The organism is Arthrobacter sp. 10T413_2 (assembly GCF_056394205.1).
The window spans coordinates 35,706-56,463 of record NZ_JBFTHK010000011.1 but is presented as its reverse complement, the minus strand read 5'-3'; the positions used below and the strand labels follow the sequence as shown (position 1 = coordinate 56,463).

Genomic DNA, 20,758 nt, shown 5'->3' with positions numbered 1-20,758 from the left:
ATCCGGATGTGGCCCACGGCGTCGCGTATGCCATGCAGGAAGTGCTCAACCGCGGTTCGGGCGCGCTGATTGTGCCCCGGATTTCKACCAAGACCACCTTCCCGATCGCGGCCAAGACCGGAACCAACGACTCCAACAGCTCCACGTGGGTGGCCGGTTATACCAGCGGCCTAGCGACGGCGACGTGGTTTGGCGATCCCCTGGGCAACCAGCAGCGGGCCGGCCAGAACGTCACCATCAACGGCAAGTTCTACAGGGGCATCGACGGCTACATGATCGCCGGGCCGCAGTTCTCGAACTACATGGCCCAGGTGGCGCCGGCCTACGGCACCAATCCGTTCCCGGCACCGCCGTCGAACCTGCTGAACGCGCCGGCCCCGGTCGCGCCGCCGCGGGCGACCATCCCGACAACCCAGAGCACCGATCCGGCCACGGCCCCCTCGGCCGACCCGACAACGGCCCCGTCGCCGGCTCCCGCCCCCACGAAGTCCAGTAAGAAGTAGCCGATGATCCGGGGGAATGATCTGGCAAGCCGCGTTCGAAGCATCGGACGCGGCTTTGCCGTGACGGCCGCCGTCGGCACCGCAGCAGGGGCGGCCGCCACCGGTTACGGAATCTGGGAGAAGAACCAGTTCGTGCTCCGGGAGGAAACTCTCCCCATCCTGCCGGCCGGCTTCGGCCCGTTCCGGGTGCTGCACCTCTCCGACATCCACTTCGTGCCGGGCCAGCACCGGAAGGCCGAGTGGCTTTCCTCCCTGGCCGGGCTGAGGCCGGACCTCGTGGTGAACACCGGCGACAACCTCAGCCATCCCAAGGGCGTGGCCCCCCTCGTGGAGGCCCTGCGTCCCCTCCTGGAATTCCCCGGCGTGTTCGTTCCCGGCTCGAACGACTACTTCGGGCCGCGCTTGAAGAACCCCGCCTCGTATCTGTTCGGGCCCTCCGGCCAGCGCAAAGACCCGCTGAAGCTCGACTGGCCGCTGCTGCGGTCCGAGTTCGGCATGTCCGGCTGGGTGGACCTGACCAACCGCTGCCAGTCCCTGGTGCTCAAGGGCATGCGCTTCGACTTCTCCGGCGTCGACGATCCCCACCTGCGCCTCGAACGGTACGCCGGCTGGCCCCGCGGCACCAAGGGCCGGGACGCCGATCCGCACCTGCGCGTCGCCGTGGCCCACGCGCCCTACCAGCGCGTCCTCGACCACTTCACCGACGACGGCGCCGACCTCATCCTGGCCGGCCACACCCACGGCGGGCAGATCTGCATCCCGGGCTACGGGGCGCTGGTCACCAACTGCGACCTTCCCACCTGGCGGGCCCGCGGCCTGCACACGTGGGAAAGCAACGGCAGGGCGACGCCGGTCAACGTCTCCGGCGGCATCGGCACCTCCCGGTTCGCACCGGTCCGCATCGCCTGCCGCCCCGAAGCCATCCTGCTCACGCTGACCTCCCGCTCCTGAACCTGACCTCCCGGCGGCCCGACGGAGGGACATGCCCTCCGGTCGCTCTCCCGCGCGTGGGACATGCCCTCCGGCGGCTCTCCTGCGCGTGGGACATGCCCTCCGGTGGCTCTCCCGCGCGTGGGACATGCCCTCCGGCGGCTCTCCTGCGCGTGGGACATGCCCTCCGGTGATCGCGAGCAATGAGCATCGTGACATCATGTCCACTCCGCGGAGCCAGGACTGGACATGTCCCGTGGGGTCGGAGCCAGGACTGGACATGTCCCGTGGGGTCCGAGCCAGGACTGGACATGTCCCGTGGGGTCCGAGCCAGGACTGGACATGTCCCGTGGGGTCCGAGCCAGGACTGGACATGTCCTGTGGGGCCCGGGGCGCGGTACCCTGACTTCATTGCGGATCGTAATGACTGTCCGAGATCACAGGACCGTCCCATGCCGGGTGAATGCGGTCACATGATGGCCTAGGGTAGTTGCTATAGGAAACTACATTCAACGGTGCTCTGTAGGCACGGGCGTTTTAAGAAGCAGGCATGGCCAAGCAGACTTCATTCTTTACCTCCATCAGCCGTCTCTATCCGCACGTCAGACCGATCCTGCCCCGGCTGGTCATGGGCCTGCTCTCCGCGCTGCTGGCGAGCGTGATGGCACTGGCCATCCCCCAGGTGCTGCGCGTGCTGGTCAATGAATCCCTCAAGCCAGGAGGCAGCGCGGATGCTGTGTGGACCGCCTCGCTCGTGATCCTGGTCCTGGGCATCGCCGAGGCCGTTCTCGTGGCCTTACGCCGCCAGTTCGTCATTAATCCTGCCACCACCGTGKAGACCCGGATGCGGATCTCCTTGTACGGGCATCTGCAGGACCTCACCGTGGCCTTCCATGACCGCTGGGGCTCCGGGCAGCTGCTCTCCCGCGCCATGACAGACCTGAATTTCCTGCGCCGCTGGATGGCCTTCGGCGCCATCATGCTGGTGGTCACCACGCTCACCGTGGTGATCGGCGTCGCGGTGATGTTCTCGATGAGCTGGCAGCTGGCCCTGATCTTCCTMGCCGCCGCGGTGCCGATCATGATCTACGGATTCCGCTTCCGCACCCGGTTCAGCAAGGTGGCCCGCCGCAGCCAGGACCAGACCGGGGACCTCGCCACGACGGTCGAGGAATCCGTGCACGGCATCCGCGTCCTGAAGGCCTTCGGCCGGAGCCGCGAGGCGCTCGAGAACTTCAACGAACAGGCCCAGGAGCTCCGGGAGACCGAGATTGCCAAAGCCAAACACCTGGCGACCTTCAGCCTGGTCGTGACGCTGCTGCCCGAACTCGCCCTCGGCGCCGGGCTGGTCGTCGGGATCCTCCTTGCCTCCACGGACCAGCTCTCCATCGGATCCCTCGTGGCCTTCTTCGCCACCGCCGCCGTCGTGGCCGCGCCGGTCGAGTTCTGCGGCATGCTGCTGGCGATGGCCCTCACCGCGAAGTCCGCTGTCGACCGGCACTTCGAGGTCATGGACGCGCAGAACACCATCACCAGCCCGGACCAGCCCCGCCGGCCCGCTGAGCTCAAAGGTGCCCTGAGCTTCCGCGACGCCTCGTTCGCGTTCGAGGATGCCCCGGACAAGCCGATCCTCAAGAACATCAGCCTGGACATCCGKCCCGGGGAGACCATGGCCCTGGTGGGCATCACGGGCAGCGGCAAGAGCGCCCTGCTCCAGCTGGTCCCCCGCCTCTACGAGGTCACCGCCGGTGCCATTACGATCGACGGCGTGGACCTGCGCGAGTTCAGCGTGGAGGATCTGCGCACCGTGGTTGCCGTGGCGTTCGAGGACACCACCCTGTTCTCCAGTTCCGTCCGCGGCAACGTCCTGCTCGGCGCGCCCGACGCCGGCTCGGCGGAAGGCCGCGACGCGGCGCTGGAGGAAGCCCTCGACGTCGCCCAGGCCCACTTCGCCTATTCGCTGCCGGAYGGGGTGGACACCTTGATCGGCGAGGAGGGCCTGAGCCTCTCCGGCGGCCAGCGCCAGCGCATCGCCMTGGCCCGCGCCATCGCCGCGAAACCGGCCGTGTTGGTCCTGGACGACCCCCTTTMGGCCCTGGACGTAAACACCGAGGTCCTCGTCGAGGCCAGGCTGCGCGAGGTCCTCGCGGACACCACCACGCTGATCGTGGCCCACCKGCCCTCGACCGTGGCACTCGCCGACCGCGTGGYGCTGCTCGAAGACGGCCGGATCACCGCCGTCGGAACCCACGCGGAGCTGCTCGCCAACAACAGCCACTACCGCTACGTGATCGCCAGCCTGGACCATGAACCGCGGGACCTGGATTCAGAATTGTCCGCCTTCGAGGACCAGTCCGAGGAGATTTCCCGATGAGCAGCGCAACGTTCGGCACCGCCAATGAGGACAACGCGCACCTCACCCGGAACGAGAGCAAGGCCGTCCGACGGCGTTCCCTGGCCCTGCTGGGCTCCCTGATCCGCCCGGTCCGGGCGCGTTTCTGGCTGACGATCGGCGCCGTCGTCCTGTCCCAGGCGGCCCGCGTGGCCGGGCCGGCGCTGATAGCCTTCGGAATCGACCACGCGCTCCCGGCCCTGCGGGCCGGCAACGGCCTGCCCCTCGCGTTCGCCGGCGTCGCGTACCTGGCAGCGGCCGCCGCTACGGCGGGCCTGACCGCGCTCTACGTGACGTCGACGGCCAGGCTCAGCCAGGCGATGCTGCTGGATCTTCGCGTCCGGGTCTTCCGCCACACGCAGCGGCTGAGCCTGGAATTCCACGAGAAGTACACCTCCGGCCGGATCATCGCCCGGCAGACCTCGGATCTGGAGGCCCTGCGCGAGCTGCTGGATTCCGGCGTGAGCTCGCTGGCCTCGGGGGTGCTGTTCATGGCGTTCACGGCCATCACGGTGTTCGCCCTGGACTGGCGCAGCGGTGTGCTGGTGCTGGCCGCGGGCGTACCCATGTACTTCCTGGCCCGCTGGTACCAGAAGCATTCCCAGATCGCGTTCCGCGAATCCCGGGTGGTCTCGGCCCGGCTGATCGTGCACTTCGTGGAGACCATGACCGGCATCCGCGCGGTGAAGGCATTCCGCAAGGAACGCGAGAATGCCGCGCGCTACGCCGAACTCTCCGAGGACTACCGGCGCGCAACCGTCCGTTCCATCAACCTCAACGGCATCTTCCAACCGGGACTGGTGCTGATCGGAAACGTCTGCGTCGCCGTCGTACTGCTCACGGGCGGGTTCCGGGTCCTCAGCGGCGAGCTGGCGGTGGGTGTGCTCCTGGCCCTGATCCTGTCCACCAAGCGCTTCTTCCAGCCGGTGGACCAGATGGCCATGTTCTACAACTCCTTCCAAAGCGCCCAGGCGGCCCTGGAAAAGGTCTCGGGCCTGCTCGAGGAAGTCCCCACGGTCCGGCCGCCGCAGACCCCCGTGGCCCTGCCCGACGCGCTGGGCAGCATCGACTTCACCGGCGTCGAATTCCGCTACGGCGACGGCCCCGTCATCATCCCGCGGCTGGACCTGCACATCCCCGCCGGACAGACGGTCGCTCTCGTCGGGCAAACCGGCGCCGGCAAGTCCACCCTGGCGAAGCTGATCGCCCGCTTCTACGACGTCTCCGCCGGATCCGTCACGCTCGACGGCGTGGACCTGCGCCAGCTGAGCACCGAAGACCTGCGCCGCAACGTCGTCATGGTCACCCAGGAGGCGTTCCTGTTCAGCAGCTCCGTCGCGGACAACATCGCCCTGGGCCGGCCCGGGGCCTCCCGCGGGGAGATCGAGGACGCGGCCCGGGCCGTGGGGGCGCACGCGTTCATCACGGACCTCCCGGACGGTTACGACACCGACGTCAACAAGCGCGGCGGCCGCGTCTCCGCCGGCCAGCGCCAGCTGATCAGCTTCGCCCGGGCCTTCCTGGCCCGCCCGGCGGTCCTGATCCTGGACGAGGCAACGTCCTCGCTGGACATCCCCTCGGAACGGATGGTCCAGCAGGGCCTCGCCGGGCTACTGCGCGGCACGCGGGAGGCCGGCACGCGGGAAGCCGGCCCGGACGCGGCGCAGGGCGCCGGACGGACCGCGCTCATCATCGCCCACCGGCTCTCCACCGTGGAGACCGCGGACCGGGTCCTGGTGGTGCACGACGGTCGCGTCGTCGAGGACGGCACACCCGAGCAGCTGATCGGCGACGGCGGAGCTTTTGCCCGCCTCCACGGCGCCTGGAAGGACTCGCTCGTCTGATCCGCTCCGGCGGGGTTCGCATGACGGCACCTGGCATCGGGCGCCGGCGCCCGGCGTCGTGCCGCCCTAACCGCGTCCCCAAACCCGGCGCTCAAACACCGCCCTCACCCAAGGGCGTCACCCCCGATTTCACATCCGGGGCCATGATCGGATACTCTTGTGAAGTTGCTTTTGAAGCAACGGATCGGGATGTGGCGCAGCTTGGTAGCGCGCGTCGTTCGGGACGACGAGGTCGCAGGTTCAAATCCTGTCATCCCGACCACAGATAAAAGAGGGCCCTCCGCGTGGAGGGTCCTCTTTTTGTTTCCGGCTTTTTGTTTCCCACGCTTTTGATCCTCCCGGGACCGCCCTCCTGGCCGGGGATTCTTGCGCCGGACGCAGCACAGCCCCGGGAGATAGCTCCCGGGGCTGTGCTGGATTTGTGTGAGGAGGAGGCCGGCAGATGCTGCGCCGGATCCGTCACAGCGGATCTGTTACATGGGGTCGGGCCAGTTGCCGACGTTGAGCGAGGCGGTCATGGGATCGGGCCAGTTGCCGACCGCCTGCGCGGTGCGCATGGGATCCGGCCAGTTGCCGACCGCGGCAACGTGTGAGACATCGGTAAGTGAAGCAGCGGACAGCACGGCCGGAGCCGCGGCGGAGAATGCCAGTGCGCCCGCCAGAACGGCGCCGGCTGCAATCTTCTTCAACATAGAGTTCCTCAATAAGAGTCGGGGTCCTTAACCAAGTCAGCACTACCCTTGTTGACACACATTGTAAAATGGTTTCCACAGAGACTGTCAAGCATTTAGTACAAAGAATGTCCGGAATTAGGAGGTGTCCGTGGGGAACGGATTTGGGGAGAAGCTCCGCGCGGAACGGCTCGAACGGGGCCTGACGCAAGCGGAACTGGGCCGTGACCTGTACTCCCCCAGCTATATCTCGCTACTGGAAACCGGACGCCGCGAGCCCACGGCCGATGTCATCGAAGAGCTCGCGCGCCGGCTCGAACTTGCCCCCAAAGCGCTCGAAGCCTGGAGCCAGCCGGTGTCCGTCAGCGACGCCGAATATGTGCTCGCGGGACTGTACGCCCGGCAGGCCTGGGACCTCCGTGACTATCCCGTGGCCGCCACCCACGCCGCCGCCGCCGCCAAGATCGCCCTGGAGGCCAAGAACACCAGTGCCTGGTGGAACATGACCTACATGCAGGCCGAGTGCCTGATCAAGCAGGGCCTCTGGCAGGAGTGCAAGGACGTCGTCCGGAATCTCCTGGAGCACCCGATGGCCGCGGAATCGGCCGGGCTGGGCGTCCGCGCCCAACAGATGCTCGCCGCCGCCTCGCAGGGGCAGGGCCAACTGACCGCCGCCGTCGAACATGCGCAGGAAGCGGTGCGGCTCTGCGCCCAGCTGCCCAAGGGCTCCACGATGATCATCGGCGCCCTGCGGGCGCTCATCGGCGCCCTGGCCGAGAGCGGCCGGCTGGATGAGGCCTGGGAGTACTGCCAGGCCATGAACGACCAGATGGACGACCACTCCATGTCCCAGCTCGCCGGCGAGGTGGCCTGGGTGATCGGCAACGTGGCGTTCATGCGCCATGACTACGCCGAGGGCATCAAGTACCACGAGCGTGCCGGCCGGCTGCTCTCCCCGGCGAACGACATCGACCTGTGGGCCCGGTTCAACAAGGCCTCGGCGGCGGTCCGGCTCTCCTCGGGAATCGTCGAACCCGAAACCCTGTCCTCGATCGAACGCGCCGAGCTGGCCCTCTCGATTGTGGGCGGCAACAAGACCGACCAGCTGGAAGTCGCCTTTATCCGGGCCCGCTGGCTCTACCTCACCGGGGACATCGTGGCGGCCGTCCAGAAGCTGCGCGAAATCCACGCGGAGCGCCAKTCACTGGCCCGGCACACGGCCGGCGAGGTGTCTCTGCTGCTGGGCAAGGCCCTCAAGGCTGCCGGGGAATCCGCCGAGGCGCTGGTCTATCTCGAGGAAGCCCAGAAGGAGTTCAGTGCGGCGGGAGCTTCGGACCGGGTCCAGCAGGCACTGGATGCCGTGCTCGAGATCCGGCTCGCCCAGCGGCGCGCCGAGGCAGCGTCCGCCGAAGCCTAGCCGCCGCAGAGGCTCTGCCGCCGGGCCCCGTGAGGGGCCCGGCAAACGGCGTCGGCCTGCGCCCTGCCGGATTAGGCGAACGTCCGGCCGGTGAGCAACTCGAAAGCCTCCACGTAGCGGCTGCGCGTGCGGGCCACGACGTCGGCCGGGAGAGCCGGCGGTGGCGTGTCGGAGGCCTTGTCCCAGCCGGAGTCCGGCGAGGTCAGCCAGTCGCGCACGTACTGCTTGTCATAGGACGGCTGGGCCTGCCCGGGCCGGTACGTGGCCGCATCCCAGAAGCGTGAGGAATCCGGGGTCAGCACCTCGTCGCCCAGGGTGATCACGCCGGTGGCCGCGTCGACGCCGAACTCCACTTTGGTGTCGGCCAGGATGATGCCGCGGCCGCGCGCGATGTCCTCGGCCTTGGTGTAGATCTCCAGGGTGAGCTCGCGGAGCTTGGCCGCGACCTCCTCACCGACGAGGCCAACGACGGCGTCGTAGGTGATGTTCTCGTCGTGCTCGCCCACCTCGGCCTTCGCCGACGGCGTGAAGAGGGCTTCATCCAGCCGCGATCCGTCCACGAGGCCGGCGGGCAGCGGGATGCTGCACACGGTGCCGGACTCGCGGTACTCCAGGAGCCCGGAGCCGGTGAGGTAGCCGCGGGCGATGCACTCGACCGGGAACATGTCCAGTTTTTTGCAGATCATCGCCCGGCCCTCGACGKCGGCGGGAACACCGCCGTCGACCGTGGAGGCGAGGACGTGGTGCGCGACGCCGAGCTGTTCGAACCACCACAGGCTCAGCTGGGTCAGGATGCGTCCCTTGTCCGGGATCTCGCTGGCCAGCACGTGGTCGTAGGCGCTGATGCGGTCGCTGGCCACCACCAGGACGCAGTCCTGGCCGAAGCGCTCCGTGATGGCCGCGTCCGCGGGGACGTAGAGGTCACGGACCTTGCCGGAGTAGACGTGCTGCCAGCCCGGCAGGTCCTGCGCGGCGGTGTCCAGACCGCCCTTGGGCGGGGTGCCGGACGGTGCGGGGCCGGACTGTGCGGGACCGGACTGTGCGGGACCGGGGGTCGAGGCTGCGGGATCCGTCACGGTMATGCCTTCGCTTTCGACGCGGCCGGGGCACCCGGCGTCGTCACCTGKATTTGACCGCGGGCAGCCTTGCGGCCAATGTCGGTGCGGAACTGGCTGCCGTCMAGCTGGACGAGTTCGACGCCGTCGTACGCCCGCTCGCGGGCCTCCACGAGGTCGGTGCCCAGCGCCACAACGGCCAGGACGCGGCCGCCGGCGGAGACCACGCGGCCTTCCTCGTCCAGCTTCGTGCCGGCGTGGATGACGTGGACGCCGTCCAGCGCGTCAACCTTCTTCAGGCCCCGGATGCGGTCGCCCGTCCGCGGGGTGCCGGGGTAGTTCTCGGCGGCCACGACGACGGCGACGGCGGTGTCCTTGGACCAGCGCAGGGGCTGCACCTTGTCCAGTTCGCCCTTCGCGGCGGCCATGAGCAGCCCGCCGAGGGGCGTCTTGAGCCGGGCGAGGACGGCCTGGGTTTCGGGATCACCGAACCGGACGTTGAATTCGATGACCCGCGTGCCGCGCGAGGTCAGTGCCAGGCCGACGAACAGGACGCCGACGAACGGCGTGCCGCGGTGGGCCATCTGGTTGACCGTGGGCTGGGCGACGCGGTCGATCACTTCCTGGACCAGGCCGTCGGGGGCCCATTCCAGAGGGGTGTACGCTCCCATGCCGCCGGTGTTGGGGCCTTCGTCGTTGTCGAAGATGCGCTYGAAATCCTGTGCCGGGGACAGGGCGACGGTGTTCCGGCCGTCGCAGAGGACGAACACGGAGACCTCGGGGCCGTCCAGGAACTCCTCGATGACCACGGTGCCGCCGGCGTCGAAGCAGCTCTGGGCGTGCGCCAGGGCCTCGTCGCGGTTGGAGGTGACCACAACGCCCTTGCCTGCGGCGAGCCCGTCATCCTTGACGACGTAGGGGGCGCCGAAGGTGTCGAGGGCGTCGGCGGCTTCCTCGGCGTTGGAGGCCACACGGGCCATCGCCGTGGGGACGCCGGCCTCGGCCATGACCTCCTTGGCGAAGGCCTTTGACGCTTCCAGCTGGGCAGCGGCCTTGCTGGGCCCGAAGACCGGGATGCCGGCGGCTCGGACGGCGTCGGACACTCCGGCGGCGAGCGGCGCCTCCGGACCGACCACCACCAGGTCCACGGTGAGCTTGACMGCGAGCGCGGCGACGGCGTCGGGATCGTTCGCGTCGATCGCATATGTGGGGACCAGCGCGCTGATGCCGGCGTTGCCCGGGGCCGCGTGGACCTCGGACACGTTGGGGTCTGCAAGCAAGGATCGGACAATGGCGTGTTCGCGGCCGCCGGGGCCGATGACAAGTACCTTCACAGTCTCCAAGGGTACGTGGTGCACCCCGCAGGCTCCTAAGCTGTGTCGGCCGCTGGACATGCTCAATCGTCCGTCTGGGACATGCCCGGAGATGCCCCGGCACCGCGTAATCCGTGGGACACGCCCAGTCCCGGCCGCGGCCACTGGATATAATGCCACCATGTCCGCTCCCGGATACCAGGGCTGGACATGTCCCCCGGGCCAAGGAGCATGTCCATTCCCAGGGACGCGGCCAATGAGCATGTCCATTCGCTGCCGAGTGGCCGCGGAACGTGCCCCTTCCGCCAAGCCTGACATCACTCCTCGGCCCACGCCCTTGCCCAGAAACTCCCCCGAACATGCCCAGTCCCGGCCGCAGCCACTGGACATAATGCCACCATGTCCGCTCCTGGATACCAGGGCTGGACATGTCCCCCGGGCCAAGGAGCATGTCCATTCCCAGGGACGCGGCCAAGGAGCATGTCCATTCGCTGCTGAGTGGCCGCGGAGCATGCCCTTCCGTCAKGCATGACATCACTCCTCGGCCCACGCCCTTGCCCAGAAACTCCCCCGGACATGCCCGGTMCCGGCCGCAGCCACTGGACATAATGCCACCATGTCCTCTCCCGGGTACCAGGGCTGGACATGTCCCCCGGGCCAAGGAGCATGTCCATTCCCAGGGAAGCGGCCAAGGAGCCTGTCCATTCCCTGGCACGTGGCCAATGAGCATGTCCTTTTCGACGGGTCGCCGGAGAGCATGTCCACTCGCTAGACAAATCCGGCGGCCCTGCAGCTACGAATGGCCTGTATGACAAAGCCCAGCATGAAGCCCAGCAAGCGGTCCCGCCGCGCCACAGCCCTGGCCGCGGTGGCCGGAGTGGCCGCCGCCGCCGTCGTCCTGTCCGTCGCGGAACTGATTGGTGCCTTCTTCACCACGCGGGCAACGCCCCTGATTGCCCTGGGCTCGACGTTCATCGACTTCACGCCGCTATGGATGAAGAACTTTGCCGTTGAAACGTTCGGCACCAACGACAAGGCGGCGCTGTTTGTCGGCATGGGTGCGACGATCCTGCTCCTGGCGTGCGTGCTCGGCATCGTGGCCTACCGGAAGTGGGCCTTGGGCGTGGCCGGGGTGCTGCTGATGGGCGCCGTGATCGTCGGGAGCGTKGTGACGCGGGCCAGTGTCAAGCCGGTCGACGCCATCCCGTCCCTGATCGGTACCGCGGCCGGGCTCGTGGTGCTCCGGCTCCTGACCTCGCGGCTGTGGCGGATGCAGGAATGGCCGGACGAGGCGGCCGGCCTCGCAGCGAAGGAACCCGAGCGCCCGGCGACCACCCGGCGCGGATTCTTCGCCGCCGCCGGCACCACCGCGGCCGCCTCGGCCATTGCCGCCACCGGCGGCCGGATGCTCAGCGCCGCGCGCAGCAACGTGGCGGCGGCGCGTGAGTCGCTGCAACTGCCCGCACCCGCCAAGGCCGCCGCCGCGGTCCCGGCCGGTGTGCAGTCCAAAGCCCCCGGCGTCACTCCGTGGCTGACCCCGAACAAGGATTTCTATCGGATCGACACGGCCCTCAGTGTGCCGGAGATCAACGCCCAGGACTGGGAGCTGCGCATCCACGGCCTTGTGGAACAGGAGGTCCGGCTCACTTTCCAGGACCTCCTCGACGCCCGGCTCATCGAATCCCATGTCTCCTTGACCTGCGTGTCCAACCCGGTCGGCGGCAACCTCGCCGGCAACGCCAAATGGCTGGGCATGCCCATCCGCGACGTCCTGAAGATGGCCCGGCCCACGCAGGGCGCGGACATGGTGCTGTCCACGTCGGTTGACGGCTTCAGCGCCTCCACCCCTTTGGAGGTCCTCCAGGACGACCGCGACGCGATGCTGGCGATCGGCATGAACGGCGAACCCCTCCCGCTCGAACACGGCTACCCGGTCCGGATGGTGGTCCCCGGGCTCTACGGCTTCGTCTCGGCCACCAAGTGGGTGGTCGACCTGGAAGTGACCCGGTTCGCCGACAACAAGGCGTACTGGACCCAGCGGGGCTGGTCCGAACGGGGCCCGATCAAAACCATGGCCCGGGTGGAAGTGCCCAAGTCCTTCGCCCAGGTCCCGGCCGGGAAAGTCGCGCTCGGGGGCACCGCGTGGGCCCAGACCCGCGGCATCACCAAGGTCGAGGTGCAGATCGACAACGGTCCGTGGACCGAGGCTGTGCTCTCCGATGAGGCCTCGCTCATCACGTGGCGGCAGTGGTCCCTGGACTGGGATGCCACGCCCGGCCCGCACTACATCAAGGTCCGCGCCACGGACGGCACCGGCCAGGTGCAAACGGACAAGCGGGCGGATCCGGTGCCGGACGGMGCCTCCGGCTGGCAGTCGGTCATGGTGACCGTGGAATAACCGGGGTATCCGCACCCGGCACCATACACTTGCTGCATGGCTTTGAACCCGCATGCAACTTTCACAGTCGACTCCGCCGTCGAACTGGCAGTCATCGAACGCAGCGGCTTCGTGGAGTCCCGCCACATCGGTTCGGCTGTGGTGATGGCCGCGGACGGAACCGTGGTGATCGAGCTCGGCGATGTCACCGCCCCCATCTTTGCCCGGTCCACGCTCAAGCCGCTGCAGGCCCTGGCCTCGATGCAGTCCGGCGTGCCTCTGCGGGGTGCCCAGGTGGCCATTGCGTGCGGCAGCCACATCGGGTCCCTTGACCACATGGATGTGGTGGAAGGCATGCTCAAGGCGGCCGGAGCCAAGGAAGACCAGCTGCAGTGCCCGGCCGACTGGCCGCAGGACGAGACGGCCCGGAACTGGCTCGTCCAGACCGAGCGCGGCAAGTCCAGGCTTGCCTTCAACTGCTCGGGCAAGCACGCGGCGTTCCTGTGGGCGTGCACGGAGAACGGGTGGGACAAGAACAGCTACCTCGAACCCAACCACCCGCTGCAGCAGCGCATCCGCTCCGTGATCGAGGAGTACTGCGGCGAACGCATTGCGCATCTCGGGATCGACGGCTGCGGCGCACCGGTTGCCGCCGTCTCCCTGACCGGTCTGGCCCGGGCCTACTCGAAGCTGGCCAAGGCTCCGGGCGACAAGAACTCCAACGCGCGCGCCGCCACGATCGCCACCTCCATGCTGGACTACCCCTGGGCCGTCCAGGGCCGTGGACAGACCAACACGATCGTCATGGACGAACTCGGCATCCTGGCCAAGATCGGTGCCGAAGGGGTGCTGGTCATGGCCACCCGGCAGGGCGTCTCCGTCGCCATCAAGATGCTCGACGGCAACATCCGGGCCACGACCCTCGTCGGGCTGACCCTGCTGGCCGCCTCGGGCGCCGTCGAAATCCCCGAAGTGTCCAGCGTTCTGGACAAAGTGGTGGACCCCGTCCTGGGCGGCGGACGCCCCGTCGGCAAGATCCGGCTCGGCCGGGCCGTCGCGGCACTGCTGGACTGACACTGCTGGACTGGGACGTCCGCTCCGTCTGACGCTGCCCGACGGCCGGTCACGGCCGGTCACGGACCCTTCCGGGCCGTCCCTGTCGGTGGCATAGGCTGGTGGGAGGCCGCCGAGCGGCGGCCGTGACATCGCCAGGCTGGAGGCAGGAACGTGGCCGTATCGCGCCGACGCATCGCCGTGGACGAGGGCCGCGCGGCGCTCGCCGCATGGCAGGACGCCACCCCGGCCGTGCCGGGAGCAACAGTGCCGGGAGCCACAGCGCCKGGAAGCGGGGCCGCCGGCAGCGTCCCGCGCAGCACGATCGCGACGGCGGTGCGCTACTCACTGGAGGAGGTCACCGCCCGGGCCCCTGGCAACTCCGTGGAAGTGCGCGTCCCGCCGTTCGGCGTCACGCAATGCGTCGAGGGGCCGCGGCACACGCGCGGCACTCCCCCGAACGTCATCGAGTGCGACGCCGCCACCTGGCTGGCGATGGTCAGCGGGCAGCTGAGCTGGGCGGATGCCGTCGCGGCCGGCAAGGTTGCCGCCTCGGGACTCCGCGCGGACCTCTCCGCACTCCTGCCCCTCTAGGGCGTGGAAAACACTCCCTAGCCGTGCTGGTTGCGTGCCGCCATATCGCCGACGCCAGGCGTGCCATCGGCGAGCGCGTAGCGCTGCAGCACCGCACCCTTCGGTGAGGCGACGACCGGCTCGATGAGTGTGAGGTTCGTCGGAACGACCCCGTCGGCGAAGACCTTCTTTCCAGCGCCGAGGAGGATCGGATACACCCAGAGCGTGAGCCGATCGAAGAGCCGCTCGGCGAACAGGGTCTGCACGAAGTCAAGACTGCCGATKACGTGGATGTTGGCGTGCCGGTCGCGAAGTTCKCACACGGCGGCGACGACATCAGGACCGAGCAGGGCGGAGTCGGGCCACTCGAGGGTCGGCGTCTGGCGCGAGGCCACGTACTTCGGGAGACGGTTGAACAGCCGCGCGATGCTCCCGTCCGCGTGCGGCCAGTACGCGGCGAAAATGTCGTAGGTCCTGCGCCCCAGCAGCAGCGCGTCCATCCCCGCCATCCCGGATTCGACCTGCTCGCCGACGACCTCGTCCAAGAGAGGCGCCTGCCAGCCGCCAAACGCGAAACCGCCGCCGGCGTCCTCGTCCGGGCCGCCGGGCGCCTGCGCGACGCCGTCGAGTGTGGTGAAAAGGTCGATATGKATGAGTCCCATGCCGGGCTCCTTCTCTGTCGCCCGTCGTCGCCCCGGGGACGGGATCATTTCGAGGCTGTCACAGGATCCCCCTGCGAAGCAACAGGAATCGGCGGCTCGACACGAGCCCGCTGCGCGTCCGGCCCCTCAGCCCCGGCCGATGAACGGCATGCCTGCGGCTGTGACCACGAGGGATCCCACATTGGCCGACGCCGGCATCCCGGCCATGAGCAGCACGGMCCGGGCGGCGTCCTGCACCGGAAATGTCGGCTCGGCCCTGCGGCTGCCGTCGGCTTGCACGGCCCCGGAGCCCACGCCGATCTCGTCCATGAGATCCGTGGCCGCATTGCCGATATCGATTTGTCCGCAGGTGATGCCGAACCCGCGCCCGTCGAGCTCAATGCTCTTGGTGAGCCCGGTAATCGCGTGCTTGGTCACCGTGTAGGCCACGGTCTTGGGCCGGGGCGAATGGGCCGCGATGGAGCCGTTATTGATGATCCGGCCGCCCTGGGGCGACTGGGCCTTCATGGCACGGACGGCGGCGGCGGCGCAGAGGAGGGATCCCGTGAGGTTTACCGCTACGGTCGCGTTCCAGTCCGCCACCGTGATCTCGTCCACCGAGGCGGCGGGGCCGAACACGCCGGCGTTGTTGAACAGCACGTCCACCCGCTCCCACTGCTCCAGTGCCGCGGCGAAGAGCCGTTCGACGTCGGCGGGGACGGTGACATCGCACGGTACCGCGAGCGCCTGGCGGTGGCCGGCCGCGGTCTCCAGCAGCGGCTCTTCCCGCCGGGCCGCCAGKACCACCCGGTAGCCCTCGGCCAGCATGAGCCGGGCCACCGCCCGGCCGATGCCGGATCCGGCTCCGGTGACGACGGCAACCCGTCCGGGGKTGTGGTGCTGGCTCATGGGGGTCCTCCTCGACTGGTGCGCGCGTGCGCCGTTGCCCGGCCAGCCTACCGCCGAGTGGGCCGGTCACGGCAGTGTTGCGTGCCCGGACTGCCGCGAACGGCCCACTCCTGAGGTCGGGCGGACGCGGCCCTAGCGGGAGTCGTCGTCGCGGTCCCGGATCTGCCCGTCCCCGATCCGCCCGTCCCGGATCTGCCGGCCAGCGCGGTAGCCGGACCAGAACGCCAGGACCAGCAGGCCRGCGCCGATCAGGGCAACGCCGGTCCAGGTCTCGGCGCCCATGAAGACCAGCCCCTGCGGCACGACGGGCCGGGCGGCCAGCGGAGCGTAGGCGAACCAGCCAAAGTCTTCCTGCGGCACCGGCTGGGCAAGCAGGACCAGACCTGCGAGCAGCATCGCCAGGGCAACGAGCGGCACCGCCAGCCGGCCCAGCAGACGCGTTCCGGCAGGGCCGGCGTCCCGATTCCCCCGCGGATCCATGGCCCTACTGTAACCGGTACGAAGGGCTCTGTCCGGGCACCGGGGAAGTCAGTACAGTAAAGCATGGCGACCACCACGGGGGATGTTCTGCAGGCCTATCTGGGACAACAACTGGGCGAGTTGCGCCGACACGGCCCCGGCGCCAGGTCCGGGCAGGCGGAAGCCATCCACCAGATGCGCGTCGCGGCCCGGCGGCTCCGTTCGCTGCTGGCCACGGGACGAACCCTCTTTGCCGCCGGCGCCGCTGATGACGTCCGCACCGAGCTCMAGTGGATCTCCGGGGTGCTCGGCGCCGCCCGGGACCCGACGGTGGTCCAGGACCGGCTCAGGGAACTGCTCGCCGAAGAGCCCCCGGGGCTGGTTATCGGTCCGGCGGCCGAACGGATCGACGAAACCTTGGATGCCTCCGCCGCCGCGGGCATGAAGAATGTGATTGTKGCCCTCGACGGCGAACGCTACGCCCTCCTGCTCCGCCGGCTGGCGGAGTTTGTCACCGCCGCCCCGCTGACCGCCAAGGCCTCCCGGCCTCCGCATAAGATTGTGCGGAAGCTCGTGGCCAAGGATGAGGCACGGCTCAGGCGCTCGGTGGACGGGCTGGCTCCGCGTGCCGGCGGACCGGGTACCCCTTCCGACGCTGAAGCCGAGTCCCGGGATGAAGGTCTGCACGAGGTCCGCAAATCGGCCAAACGTCTGCGCTATGCCGCCGAGTTCGCCGCTACCGTGGCCGGGAAAGGGGACGCGAAAAGGCTTTCCCGGACGGCCCTGGCGGCGCGGCACATTCAAACCGCGCTGGGCCTGCACCAGGACAGCGTGGTGGCACAGACCCTGCTGAGTGAACTCGGACGGCGTGCAGCGGGCAGCGGCGAACCCGGGTTCACCTTCGGGCGGCTGCACGCCCGCGAGGGCCAGTTGGCCGCCCAAGCCGAGGCKGACTTCGCTAAGGCCTGGAAGAAGTTCCCCGGGCCACGGGACGGGTAGCCGGACTACGCGGCAATGGGTTCATCGCCCCATCCGTTCAGCGCCCCATCCGTTCAGCGCCGATCAGTGGCGGGCACGCGCCCTCTTCCCGGCCKCCAGCGATCCGCCGGTCGCGGGCGCTGAGCGCCCCGCGGTGCCGAGGGCCCGCCGTATCACCCGCGGCGTCGAGCCGTGCCGGGCGGCCGGGGCATCGGAACTGCGGTCCCTGATCAGGCCGGTTCCGGCGATCTCCCGCGCCTGGGCGACGCCGGCCACCGCCGCCCTCTTGCTGGGAAAGGTGATCGAGACCGCCATCAGGTCKCCCGCACCGTCCAACATCCGAATGCGGTAGCCGCCCTCGGGCGCGTCCACGAGCTCGAAATATCCCGCCATTGCACACTCCTCGTTCCATGTATCCCCCGCCATATCCCGTGCCGGGATATTAGTAAGTATACTTACTTGACGGCCGGGCGAAAGCCCCGAAGGCTCCGCCGGCTGCACGCCCGGACGGGCGCCGGAACGCCGCCGGGACGCCATGGCGCACGGCTCACGCGCCCGCCGTCGGGCAGCTCAGGCGCCCGCCGTCGGGCACAATTCACGTCGGGCACAGTTCAGGGGCGCGGTTGACGGACGTGGATTAAGCGCGTCTCAGCGGCGGATCAAGGGCGCGGGGTCCCGCCGTGAGCCGGGTGTCCCGCCAGCCCGCGGTGTTCGGCTGGTCCGGGGTGGCGCGCGGCGCCGCCCGCGTCCAGCGGGGTGTCGCTGCGGCGGACACCGTCATCATGGAGCTCCAGTGCACTCATGATGAGGGCGAAGTGGCTGAACGCCTGCGGCGTGTTCCCCAGCTGCCGGCCGGCCTCGACGCCCCATTCCTCGCTGAGGAGTCCGACGTCGTTGCGCAGCGCCAGCAGGCGTTCGAACAGTTCCCGGGCCTCATGGCGCCGGCCCGCCCCGATCAGGGCCTCCACCAGCCAGAAGGAGCACGCCAGGAACACCCCTTCCTCGCCGGGAAGCCCGTCGTCGCTCTCCGTTGGCAGGTAGCGGCGCAGGAAGCCGTCGTGCGTCAGCTCGCGCTGGACGGCGTCGATGGTTCCGATGATGCGCGGATCATCCGGCGGAAGGAAGCCGACCCGAGGCAGCAGCAGCAGGCTCGCGTCCAGTTCCGGCCGCCCGTAGGACTGCACGAACGTGTTGCGTTCGGCGTCGAACCCGTTGGCCATGACCTCGGCATGGATGGTGTCACGCAGCTCCTCCCAGCGGTCCGCCGGGCCGGTCAGGCCGAAGTCCCGGACACCCTTGACCATGCGGTCCGCCGCCACCCATGCCATGACCTTGGAGTGCGTGAAGTGGCGCTGCGGACCACGCATTTCCCACAACCCGTTGTCCGGTTGGCGCCATGCCGTCTCGAGGTGTTCCATGAGGGCCACCTGGACGTCCCAGGCGTCGTCCGTGTGCTTCAGCAGGGAGTTCCGTGTCAGGGACAGGCAATCGAGCACCTCGCCCCAAACGTCCAGCTGCAGCTGCCCTRCCGCGCCGTTCCCGGTGCGCACGGGAGCGGAATTTTCGTACCCCTTCAGCCAGGGAAGTTCGGTCTCCGGCAAGCGGCGCTCCCCGTGGAGTCCGTACATGATCTGCAGATCGGCGGGATCCCCGGCGACGGCGCGGAGCAGCCAGTCACGCCATKCACCGGCCTCCTGCGTGTAGCCTGCGGCCAGCAGCGCCTGCAGCGTCAGGGTGGCGTCGCGGAGCCAGCAGAAGCGGTAATCCCAGTTCCGGGTGCCGCCGATCTCCTCCGGCAGGGACGTCGTGACGGMGGCGACAATGCCGCCGGTGGGGGCAAAGGTCAAGGCCTTGAGCGTGATCAGCGAGCGCTGGACCGCGTCGCGGTACGGCCCGGTGATCGTGCACTTGGCAGACCAGCTGTGCCAGAACTCCTCCGTGGACACCAGGACCGCTTCCGGGTCCACGGTGCGCGGCCGGGCGAGGTGGCTGGGGCTCCAGGTCAGCACGAAGGGAACGCGCTCCCCGGCCGTGACGGTGAAGTCGCTGACCGTGTGCATCCGCTCGCCGCGCAGAGGCGCCTCGGTCACGAGGTAGACGGCGTCAGGCCCGGCAACGGCGTGGATGCCGTGCTCGTCGTGGCGGACCCACGGCACAATGTGGCCGTAGTCAAACCTCAGCGCCAGCTCGCCCCGCATCCGCACGGTGCCGCGGACGCCCACCACGATCCGCACGATGTCCGCCACTTCGTCACGTGGCGGCATGAAGTCAATGATCCTKACCGCACCCTCAGGCGTCTCCCATTCGGTCTCCAGGATCAGGGTGTCTTCGCGGTAGCGGCGCCGGGTGCATTCGCCACCGCCTGCCGGCGCCAACAGCCACCGTCCGGCCGCGGGCGAGTCGAGCAGCGCGTTGAAACAGGCGGGCGAGTCGAAACGCGGCAGGCAGAGCCAGTCGATGGAACCTTCTGTACTGATCAGGGCGGCGGTGTGCAGATCGYCGACCATTGCGTAATCCTCGATGCGTGCCATGACACTTAGGGTGCCACACCGGCTCTCCGGGTTCGAGGAGGCGGCGCGACGAGGGAGCCCGACGACGGCGTCCGCTGGCAGCGCACGACGGCGGCTCACGACGGCGGCGCTGCGTGCGCTGCTGACGGCGCACGACGCCGGTGCTCACCGGTGCTGCGCGGGCGCGGCGCAGGGCCTCCCCGGTTTGCCGAAGGCCGGGACTGCGGGACTAGGATCCATCCATGCTGAAACGGAACTTCGGATCATCGCCACTGCAGGTCTCCGCCCTGGGCTTCGGCGCCGGCCACATCGGCCACGAGGACGTGACAGAACACCAGGCCCATGCGCTCCTGGACCGGGCACTGGAGCTGGGCATCAACTTCATCGACACAGCCCGGGGCTACGGGTTGTCCGAGGAACGCATCGGCTCCTGGCTCCCGGCGCACCGCAACGACGTCGTCCTGTCCACAAAGGTGGGCTACGGCGTCGAGGGCGTCACGGATTGGAGCGCCACCGCGGTGACCCGCGGCGTCGACGAGGCGCTGGCCACGCTCGGCACTGACACGATCGACGTCGTCTTCCTGCATTCCTGCCCGCTCGGGGCGCTGGAGCGGGGCGATGCCGTGCAGGCGCTGCTTGCCTGCGTGGACGCGGGCAAGGTCCGGGTGCCGGGGTACAGCGGCGAGAATGAGGCCCTCGCCTGGGCCGCCTCGGCCGACGTCTTCGGCGCCGTGCAGTCGTCCGTGAACCTGGCAGACCAGCGTTCCCTCCGGGAGGTGCTGCCCGGTGGGGCGCGGAGCGGACTGGGCGTGGTTGCCAAGCGCCCCCTGGCCAACGCGCCGTGGCGGCACGCGGACCGCCCCACCGGGGTGTACGGCGAGACGTACTGGGACCGGCTTCGTGAGATGGGCCTGGAGCCGGAGGCCGATGACTGGCAGGGCACGGCACTGCGGTTCTCGGCGTTCAGCCCCGCCGTCTCCACGGCGATCGTCGGAACCTCGCAGCCGGCCAATCTGGACGCGGCKGCAGCCRCCGTCGTGCGCGGGCCGCTGCCCGACGCCGAGCGGCAACGCTGGGAGGCGGCGTTCGCCGCGCATGCCGGCGACTGGGCCGGCGAGGTCTAGGCGGGCCGG

Annotated in this window: 17 protein-coding genes, 1 tRNA gene and 1 pseudogene; 11 read left to right on the top strand and 8 right to left on the bottom strand. The window is 69.1% G+C overall.

Annotation, left to right across the window (positions count from 1 at the left end):
* The 5 genes and pseudogenes from AC1DBQ_RS03750 to AC1DBQ_RS03730 form a co-directional block, all read left to right on the top strand.
* A pseudogene (locus AC1DBQ_RS03750) lies at positions 1-503 on the top strand (transglycosylase domain-containing protein); the annotation flags it as partial.
* A gap of 3 nt (positions 504-506) precedes the next feature.
* Positions 507-1,454: a metallophosphoesterase gene (locus AC1DBQ_RS03745; RefSeq protein ID WP_476927224.1), complete on the top strand. Its 948-nt coding sequence runs from the start codon at positions 507-509 to the stop codon at positions 1,452-1,454.
* A 529-nt stretch (positions 1,455-1,983) separates the two neighbouring features.
* On the top strand, positions 1,984-3,807 hold the full coding sequence (locus tag AC1DBQ_RS03740; protein WP_476927223.1) for an ABC transporter ATP-binding protein: 1,824 nt from the start codon (positions 1,984-1,986) through the stop codon (positions 3,805-3,807).
* Complete coding sequence (locus tag AC1DBQ_RS03735; RefSeq protein ID WP_476927222.1) at positions 3,804-5,669, top strand: ABC transporter ATP-binding protein; 1,866 nt, start codon at positions 3,804-3,806, stop codon at positions 5,667-5,669. Before AC1DBQ_RS03740 ends, AC1DBQ_RS03735 begins: the two co-directional genes overlap by 4 nt.
* Before the next feature lie 185 nt (positions 5,670-5,854).
* Positions 5,855-5,931: transfer RNA gene (locus AC1DBQ_RS03730), tRNA-Pro, on the top strand.
* Between the two features lie 211 nt (positions 5,932-6,142).
* Here AC1DBQ_RS03730 and AC1DBQ_RS03725 read toward each other — a convergent pair.
* On the bottom strand, positions 6,143-6,361 hold the full coding sequence (locus AC1DBQ_RS03725) for a hypothetical protein (protein WP_091256030.1): 219 nt from the start codon (positions 6,359-6,361) through the stop codon (positions 6,143-6,145).
* 130 nt (positions 6,362-6,491) lie between these two features.
* Between AC1DBQ_RS03725 and AC1DBQ_RS03720 the strand changes: the two genes are divergently transcribed.
* Positions 6,492-7,757, top strand: a complete 1,266-nt coding sequence (locus AC1DBQ_RS03720) for a helix-turn-helix domain-containing protein (RefSeq protein WP_476927221.1) — start codon at positions 6,492-6,494, stop codon at positions 7,755-7,757.
* A 71-nt stretch (positions 7,758-7,828) separates the two neighbouring features.
* Here the strand turns inward: AC1DBQ_RS03720 and AC1DBQ_RS03715 are convergent, their stop codons facing one another.
* Positions 7,829-8,740 carry a phosphoribosylaminoimidazolesuccinocarboxamide synthase gene (locus AC1DBQ_RS03715; RefSeq protein ID WP_476927227.1) on the bottom strand — a complete coding sequence of 304 codons (912 nt, stop codon included), beginning with the start codon at positions 8,738-8,740 and terminating at the stop codon, positions 7,829-7,831.
* Positions 8,741-8,829: 89 nt separating this feature from the next.
* Positions 8,830-10,146 carry a phosphoribosylamine--glycine ligase gene (gene purD, locus AC1DBQ_RS03710; protein WP_476927220.1) on the bottom strand — a complete coding sequence of 439 codons (1,317 nt, stop codon included), beginning with the start codon at positions 10,144-10,146 and terminating at the stop codon, positions 8,830-8,832.
* Positions 10,147-10,933: 787 nt separating this feature from the next.
* Here purD and AC1DBQ_RS03705 point away from each other — a divergent pair.
* The 3 genes from AC1DBQ_RS03705 to AC1DBQ_RS03695 all read left to right on the top strand — a co-directional run bounded on the left by AC1DBQ_RS03705 (position 10,934) and on the right by AC1DBQ_RS03695 (position 14,149).
* Positions 10,934-12,523 carry a molybdopterin-dependent oxidoreductase gene (locus tag AC1DBQ_RS03705; protein WP_476927219.1) on the top strand — a complete coding sequence of 530 codons (1,590 nt, stop codon included), beginning with the start codon at positions 10,934-10,936 and terminating at the stop codon, positions 12,521-12,523.
* 36 nt (positions 12,524-12,559) lie between these two features.
* Entirely contained in the window at positions 12,560-13,576 is a 1,017-nt protein-coding gene (locus AC1DBQ_RS03700; RefSeq protein WP_344366663.1) for an asparaginase, read from the top strand.
* Positions 13,577-13,729: 153 nt separating this feature from the next.
* A complete protein-coding gene (locus AC1DBQ_RS03695) occupies positions 13,730-14,149 on the top strand; it encodes a sterol carrier family protein (protein WP_476927218.1) in 420 nt (139 codons plus the stop codon).
* A gap of 17 nt (positions 14,150-14,166) precedes the next feature.
* Here the strand turns inward: AC1DBQ_RS03695 and AC1DBQ_RS03690 are convergent, their stop codons facing one another.
* The 3 genes from AC1DBQ_RS03690 to AC1DBQ_RS03680 form a co-directional block, all read right to left on the bottom strand.
* Positions 14,167-14,790, bottom strand: coding sequence for a dihydrofolate reductase family protein (locus AC1DBQ_RS03690; RefSeq protein ID WP_476927217.1), 624 nt, complete (start codon positions 14,788-14,790; stop codon positions 14,167-14,169).
* 126 nt (positions 14,791-14,916) lie between these two features.
* Complete coding sequence (locus tag AC1DBQ_RS03685; RefSeq protein ID WP_476927216.1) at positions 14,917-15,678, bottom strand: SDR family oxidoreductase; 762 nt, start codon at positions 15,676-15,678, stop codon at positions 14,917-14,919.
* Between the two features lie 132 nt (positions 15,679-15,810).
* On the bottom strand, positions 15,811-16,158 hold the full coding sequence (locus tag AC1DBQ_RS03680) for a hypothetical protein (protein WP_476927215.1): 348 nt from the start codon (positions 16,156-16,158) through the stop codon (positions 15,811-15,813).
* A gap of 63 nt (positions 16,159-16,221) precedes the next feature.
* Here AC1DBQ_RS03680 and AC1DBQ_RS03675 point away from each other — a divergent pair, with 63 nt between their 5' ends.
* Positions 16,222-17,136, top strand: coding sequence for a CHAD domain-containing protein (locus AC1DBQ_RS03675; protein ID WP_476927214.1), 915 nt, complete (start codon positions 16,222-16,224; stop codon positions 17,134-17,136).
* 63 nt (positions 17,137-17,199) lie between these two features.
* Here AC1DBQ_RS03675 and AC1DBQ_RS03670 read toward each other — a convergent pair whose 3' ends face one another.
* Together AC1DBQ_RS03670 and AC1DBQ_RS03665 are read right to left on the bottom strand one after the other, a co-directional pair.
* Positions 17,200-17,508: a hypothetical protein gene (locus AC1DBQ_RS03670; protein WP_476927213.1), complete on the bottom strand. Its 309-nt coding sequence runs from the start codon at positions 17,506-17,508 to the stop codon at positions 17,200-17,202.
* Between the two features lie 266 nt (positions 17,509-17,774).
* Positions 17,775-19,646, bottom strand: coding sequence for a glycoside hydrolase family 15 protein (locus AC1DBQ_RS03665; RefSeq protein ID WP_476927212.1), 1,872 nt, complete (start codon positions 19,644-19,646; stop codon positions 17,775-17,777).
* 221 nt (positions 19,647-19,867) lie between these two features.
* On the opposite strand from AC1DBQ_RS03665, the gene AC1DBQ_RS03660 reads away from it, so the two are divergent.
* A complete protein-coding gene (locus tag AC1DBQ_RS03660; RefSeq protein ID WP_476927211.1) occupies positions 19,868-20,749 on the top strand; it encodes an aldo/keto reductase in 882 nt (293 codons plus the stop codon).
* The last annotated feature ends 9 nt before the right edge of the window (positions 20,750-20,758 follow it).

Excerpts from the sequence above, each read along its gene's own strand:
- AC1DBQ_RS03725 (WP_091256030.1), bottom strand. The coding sequence starts at position 6,361 with ATGTTGAAGAAGATTGCAGCCGGCGCCGTTCTGGCGGGCGCACTGGCA.
- AC1DBQ_RS03700 (WP_344366663.1), top strand. The coding sequence starts at position 12,560 with ATGGCTTTGAACCCGCATGCAACTTTCACAGTCGACTCCGCCGTCGAA.
- AC1DBQ_RS03735 (WP_476927222.1), top strand. The coding sequence starts at position 3,804 with ATGAGCAGCGCAACGTTCGGCACCGCCAATGAGGACAACGCGCACCTC.
- AC1DBQ_RS03745 (WP_476927224.1), top strand. The coding sequence starts at position 507 with ATGATCCGGGGGAATGATCTGGCAAGCCGCGTTCGAAGCATCGGACGC.